General features: G+C 68.0%; 4 protein-coding genes. All 4 read left to right on the top strand.

Annotated features, from left to right (window positions below):
• Positions 1-195 precede the first annotated feature (195 nt).
• The 4 genes from DT074_RS27590 to DT074_RS27575 all read left to right on the top strand — a co-directional run bounded on the left by DT074_RS27590 (position 196) and on the right by DT074_RS27575 (position 4,623).
• The gene (locus tag DT074_RS27590; RefSeq protein ID WP_119423038.1) at positions 196-906 is read left to right on the top strand and encodes a DUF1028 domain-containing protein; all 711 of its coding nucleotides are present in this window, start codon (positions 196-198) and stop codon (positions 904-906) included.
• Between the two features lie 112 nt (positions 907-1,018).
• Entirely contained in the window at positions 1,019-2,539 is a 1,521-nt protein-coding gene (locus DT074_RS27585) for an ABC transporter substrate-binding protein (protein WP_119423037.1), read from the top strand.
• Positions 2,540-2,783: 244 nt separating this feature from the next.
• Positions 2,784-3,734, top strand: a complete 951-nt coding sequence (locus tag DT074_RS27580) for an ABC transporter permease (RefSeq protein ID WP_162915290.1) — start codon at positions 2,784-2,786, stop codon at positions 3,732-3,734.
• A 10-nt stretch (positions 3,735-3,744) separates the two neighbouring features.
• On the top strand, positions 3,745-4,623 hold the full coding sequence (locus DT074_RS27575; RefSeq protein ID WP_119423036.1) for an ABC transporter permease: 879 nt from the start codon (positions 3,745-3,747) through the stop codon (positions 4,621-4,623).
• Positions 4,624-4,737 lie beyond the last annotated feature (114 nt).

The raw sequence follows: 4,737 nt of genomic DNA, 5'->3' as shown, positions 1-4,737 counted from the left end.
GATCGCGATCGGCGCGGGATCGGGCGCCACCGGCCGCGCCGAGGCCGGCGCCTGGTGCGACGGCGGCGCGCCGGAGACGCGCTGCGGCACGCCGCCGCCGCCGCAGGCGGCAAGCGTCAGGCCGAGGCCGAATCCGAGGCACCACCTGATCCACATGCGAGTATTCTAGATAATGATTGTGGCGGGAGGCGCGCAATGACTTGGTCGATCCTGGTACGGGACCCGGCGAGCGGCACGCTCGGCCTCGCCGTCGCCACTCGGTTCTTCGCCGTGGGCGCGCTCTGCCTCCATGCCGATGGCGGCGTCGGCGCGGTGGCGACACAGGCCCTTGTCAATCCGACCTTCGGGCCGGAGGGGCTCCGGCTGTTGCGCCAGGGTCTCGCGCCCGCGGAGGTCGTGGCGAAGCTGACGGCCGGCGATCCCGGCCGTGCCCACCGCCAGCTGCATATCCTCGACGCCAAGGGCGGCAATGCCCGCTTCACCGGCGGCGCCTGTATCGACTGGTGCGGCGATCTCGGCGTCACCGATATTTCGGTCGCCGGCAACATGCTGGCCGGCCCGGAGGTGATCGCGGCGACGGCACGTGCCTATGAAGCGGCCGGCCACCTCCCCCTCGCCCGCCGGCTGATCGCCGCGCTCCGGGCCGGCGAGGCGGCCGGCGGCGACAAGCGGGGCAAGCAATCGGCCGCCCTCGCCCTCTATTCGAGCGAGGAATACCCGGATCTCAGCCTGCGGGTGGACGACCATGCCGACCCTTTGGCCGAGCTCGAGCGCCTGGAAGCCGTCAGCCGCGAGCGATTCGTGCATTTCCGCCGCTTCCTGCCGGGCCGGGCCAATCCGGGCGGGGTGTTCGACCGCGAGCAGATCGAGGCCGGGATCACAAGATCGTTGGCCGACGGAGAATGACGCCGGGCCACGGGAGGGAATATTCTCCCGCGGCCCAGTTTTTGAATGGTGCTGGGTTTGAAAGGTGCAGGCGCCCACATCGACGCCGCCGCCTGAACGGGGAGACCACGAGATGCAACGCAAATTCCTGGCCAGCCTGGCCGCCGCCGCCACCGCGCTGTCGCTCATGGCCGGCGCCGCGGCCGCGCAATCGACGCTCCGGATCGGCCTGGCCGAGGATCCGGACATCCTGGACCCGACGCTCGCCCGCACCTTCGTCGGGCGCATCGTGTTCGCCTCGCTCTGCGACAAGCTGTTCGACATCAACGAGAAACTCGAGATCGTGCCGCAGCTGGCGACCGAGTACCGCATCTCCGAGGACAAGAAGGAGATCGCGATCAAGCTGCGCCCCGGCGTGAAATTCCACGACGGCGAGGCAATGGATGCCGCCGCCGTGAAGTACAGCCTGGAGCGGCACCTCACCATGCAGGGCTCGTTCCGCAAGTCCGAGATCAACGTGATCAGCGCCATCGAGGTGCGCGACCCGCTGAACGTCGTGCTCAAGCTCTCGGTGCCCTTCGCGCCGCTGGTGGCGCAGCTGACCGATCGCGCCGGCATGATCGTCTCGCCCAAGGCGGCGGAGGCGATGGGCGCCAAGTTCGGCACCACGCCGGTCTGCGCCGGGCCCTACAAGTTCGTCGAGCGCATCGCGCAGGACCGCATCGTGGTCGAGCGCTTCGCCGATTACTGGAACAAGGATGCGATCAAGATCGACCGCATCGTCTACCAGCCGATCACCGATTCCACGGTCAGGCTCGCCAATATCCAGTCCGGCACCCTCGACCTGGTCGAGCGCGTCGCCGCGACCGATCTCGACACCGTGCGCAAGAACAGCAAGCTCAAGCTCTCGATCCAGAACGAGATCGGCTATCAGGGCCTCACCTTCAACGTCGCCAACGGCGAGCGCGCCAAGAAGCCGCTCGGCCAGAGCGCCAAGGTGCGCGAGGCCTTTGAGCTCGCGCTCGACCGCAGCATCATCAACCAGGTTGCCTTCAACGGCGAATACCTGCCCGGCAACCAGTGGGTCTCGCCGGTGCATCCCTTCTATCAGAAGAGCTTCCCGGTCCCGGCGCGCGACGTGAAGAAGGCACAGGCGCTGCTGAAGGAGGCCGGCGTCACCACCCCGGTCAGCTTCACCCTGATGTTCCCGAACTCGACGGAGCCGCGCCAGGTCGCCGAGATCATCCAGTCGATGGCACGCGAGGCAGGCTTCGACGTCAAGCTCGAGGCGACCGAGTTCGCCACCTCGCTCAAGCGCTCCAACCAGGGCGATTTCGAGGCCTTCCTGATCGGCTGGAGCGGCCGCACCGACCCGGATGGCAACATCTATGCCTTTTCCAGCTGCAAGGGCGGGCAGAACGACGGCAAGCATTGCAATGCCGATCTGGACAAGGCGCTCGACGCGGCTCGGGCGGCGTCGACCGTCGAGGAGCGCAAGAAGCTCTATGAGGAGGCGACCCGCATCATCGTGACCGAGCGGCCGCGCATCTACCTCTATCACCGCAAGTGGTTCGTCGCCTACACCAACAAGCTGCACGGCTTCACCCAGGTGCCGGACGGCCTGATCCGCGTGCAGGGACTGAGCCTCAACTGAGGACCTGCAGGATTCGCGGCATCGACGCCCGAGACGTAAAGCCCTCTCTGCCCCTCTGGGGCGGAGAGGGTTTGGGAGAGGTGGGGCGCGCCGCATCTCGACGAACTCGGCTCGTGCGCAAGCTATCCGCGCCAGCGCATATCCATGCAAACCGCATCCTCCCCACCTCTCCCAACCCTCTCCCCCCAACAGAGTTGGGCGGAGAGGGCTACCGTCGGGCATGCGGTAGACCGAGGGCCTGTACGTGAGCCGCTATCTGCTGCGCCGTCTGGCGCAGATCATCCCGACTCTGTTCGTCGTCTCGATCCTGATCTTCGGATTGCAGCAGCTCCTTCCCGGCGACCCCGCGCTGGTCATGGCCGGGGAGGAGCGCGATCCCGAGGTGATCGAGCAGATCCGCAAGCAGTACCGCCTCGATCAGCCGCTGCCGGTCCGCTACGCCTACTGGATCGGCGGCGTGCTGCAGGGCGATCTCGGCGAGAGCATGCGCATCAAGCGTCCGGTGGGCGAGCTCGTGCTGGAGAAGCTGCCCGTTACCCTCGAACTCGCCACGCTCGCCCTCCTCATCGCGCTCCTGATCGGCATTCCGGCCGGGATCATCTCCGCCGTGTTCAAGAACACGGTATGGGATTATGGCGCCAATGTGATCGCGCTCTGGGGCATCTCGACGCCGAATTTCTGGCTCGGCATCCTGCTGATCTTCCTGTTCTCGGTGCAGCTCGGCTGGCTGCCGGCCTCGGGCTATGTCAGCCTGCGCGAGGATCCGCTCGGCAATCTCGCCAGCATGATCATGCCGGCCTTCGTGCTCGGCAACGCCATCGCCGCCGTCATGATGCGCCACACACGCAGTGCCATGCTGCAGACGCTCAACGCCGACTATGTGCGCACGGCGCGCGCCAAGGGTGTCAGCGAGACCGCGGTCGTCATCCGCCACGCGCTCCGCAACGCGCTGACGCCGGTGATCACGCTCGGCGCCATCGAGTTCGGCGCGCTGCTCTCCGGCGCCGTGCTGACCGAGCAGGTGTTCTCCATTCCGGGCTTCGGCAAGCTGATCGTCGACGCCGTGTTCAACCGCGACTACGCCGTGGTGCAGGGCGTCGTGCTGGTGACGGCCAGCTGCTACATCCTGCTCAACCTGCTGGCCGACCTCGCCTACGCCGTCGTCAATCCGCGGCTCAGAACGGCCAAGGCATGAGGTTCGGAGCATGACCGCGGTCACCACCGACGCGCTGGCGATCGCGCCTTCGGCAAGCCCCTGGCGGCGCGGCTTCCGGCGCCTGCTGCAGCGGCGCGGCGCGGTGTTCGGCGCCATGGTGGTCGGCCTCTTCATCGCCGTGGCGCTGCTGGCGCCGTGGATCAGCCCCTACGACCCGCTGGCGACCGATTGGGGCGCGGTGCGCAAGGCGCCCTCCGCCGCGCATTGGTTCGGCACCGACGAGGTCGGGCGCGACGTGCTGGCCCGTGTGCTGTGGGGCGCCCGCGCCTCGCTGCTGGCCGGCGTGATCTCGGTCGCTATCGCGCTCGCGCTCGGCATCCCGATCGGCATGCTGGCCGGCTATGCCGGCGGCTGGACCGACACCGTGATCGGCCGCGTGGTCGACGCCATGCTGGCCTGCCCCTTCCTCATCCTCGCCATCGCGCTGGCCGCCTTCCTCGGCCCCAGCCTCGGCAATGCGATGATCGCCATCGGCATCACCGCGACGCCGATCTTCGTGCGCCTGACCCGCGGCCAGGTGCTGACCGTCAAGGTGGAGGACTACGTCGAGGCGGCGCGCGCCATCGGCAACCGCGAGATGCGCATCGCGCTCCGCCACGTGCTGCCGAACGTGGTGCCGCCGCTGCTGATCCAGGCCAGCCTCGCCATCGCGGCGGCGATCATCGCCGAAGCCAGCCTCTCCTTCCTCGGCCTCGGCCAGCAGCCGCCGGCGCCGAGCTGGGGCAGCATGCTCAACACCGCGCAGCGCTTCCTGACCCAGGCGCCCTGGATGGCGGTCTGGCCGGGCGTTGCCATCTTCATGGTGGTGCTGGCCTTCAACCTGCTCGGCGACGGGCTTCGCGACGCCTTCGACCCGCGGCAGAACTAGGTGTTCAGTCCCGGAGTGTGGGGGAATCGGGCAAACTGCCCCTGCATTCCGGGAGGTGTTATGGGACAGGTACTTCACGGCAGCGCCACGACCACGCACGCTGTCCGAGCTGCG

It is taken from the genome of Desertibaculum subflavum, assembly GCA_003576705.1.
Lineage (GTDB): Bacteria > Pseudomonadota > Alphaproteobacteria > Ferrovibrionales > Ferrovibrionaceae > Desertibaculum > Desertibaculum subflavum.
The sequence above is the reverse complement of the archived record's forward strand: the minus strand, read 5'-3'. Positions and strand labels throughout refer to the sequence as shown.

What these genes read in the sequence shown, in the direction of transcription:
- DT074_RS27575 (WP_119423036.1), top strand. Translation starts at nt 3,745, where the DNA reads ATGACCGCGGTCACCACCGACGCGCTGGCGATCGCGCCTTCGGCAAGC.
- DT074_RS27585 (WP_119423037.1), top strand. Translation starts at nt 1,019, where the DNA reads ATGCAACGCAAATTCCTGGCCAGCCTGGCCGCCGCCGCCACCGCGCTG.
- DT074_RS27590 (WP_119423038.1), top strand. Translation starts at nt 196, where the DNA reads ATGACTTGGTCGATCCTGGTACGGGACCCGGCGAGCGGCACGCTCGGC.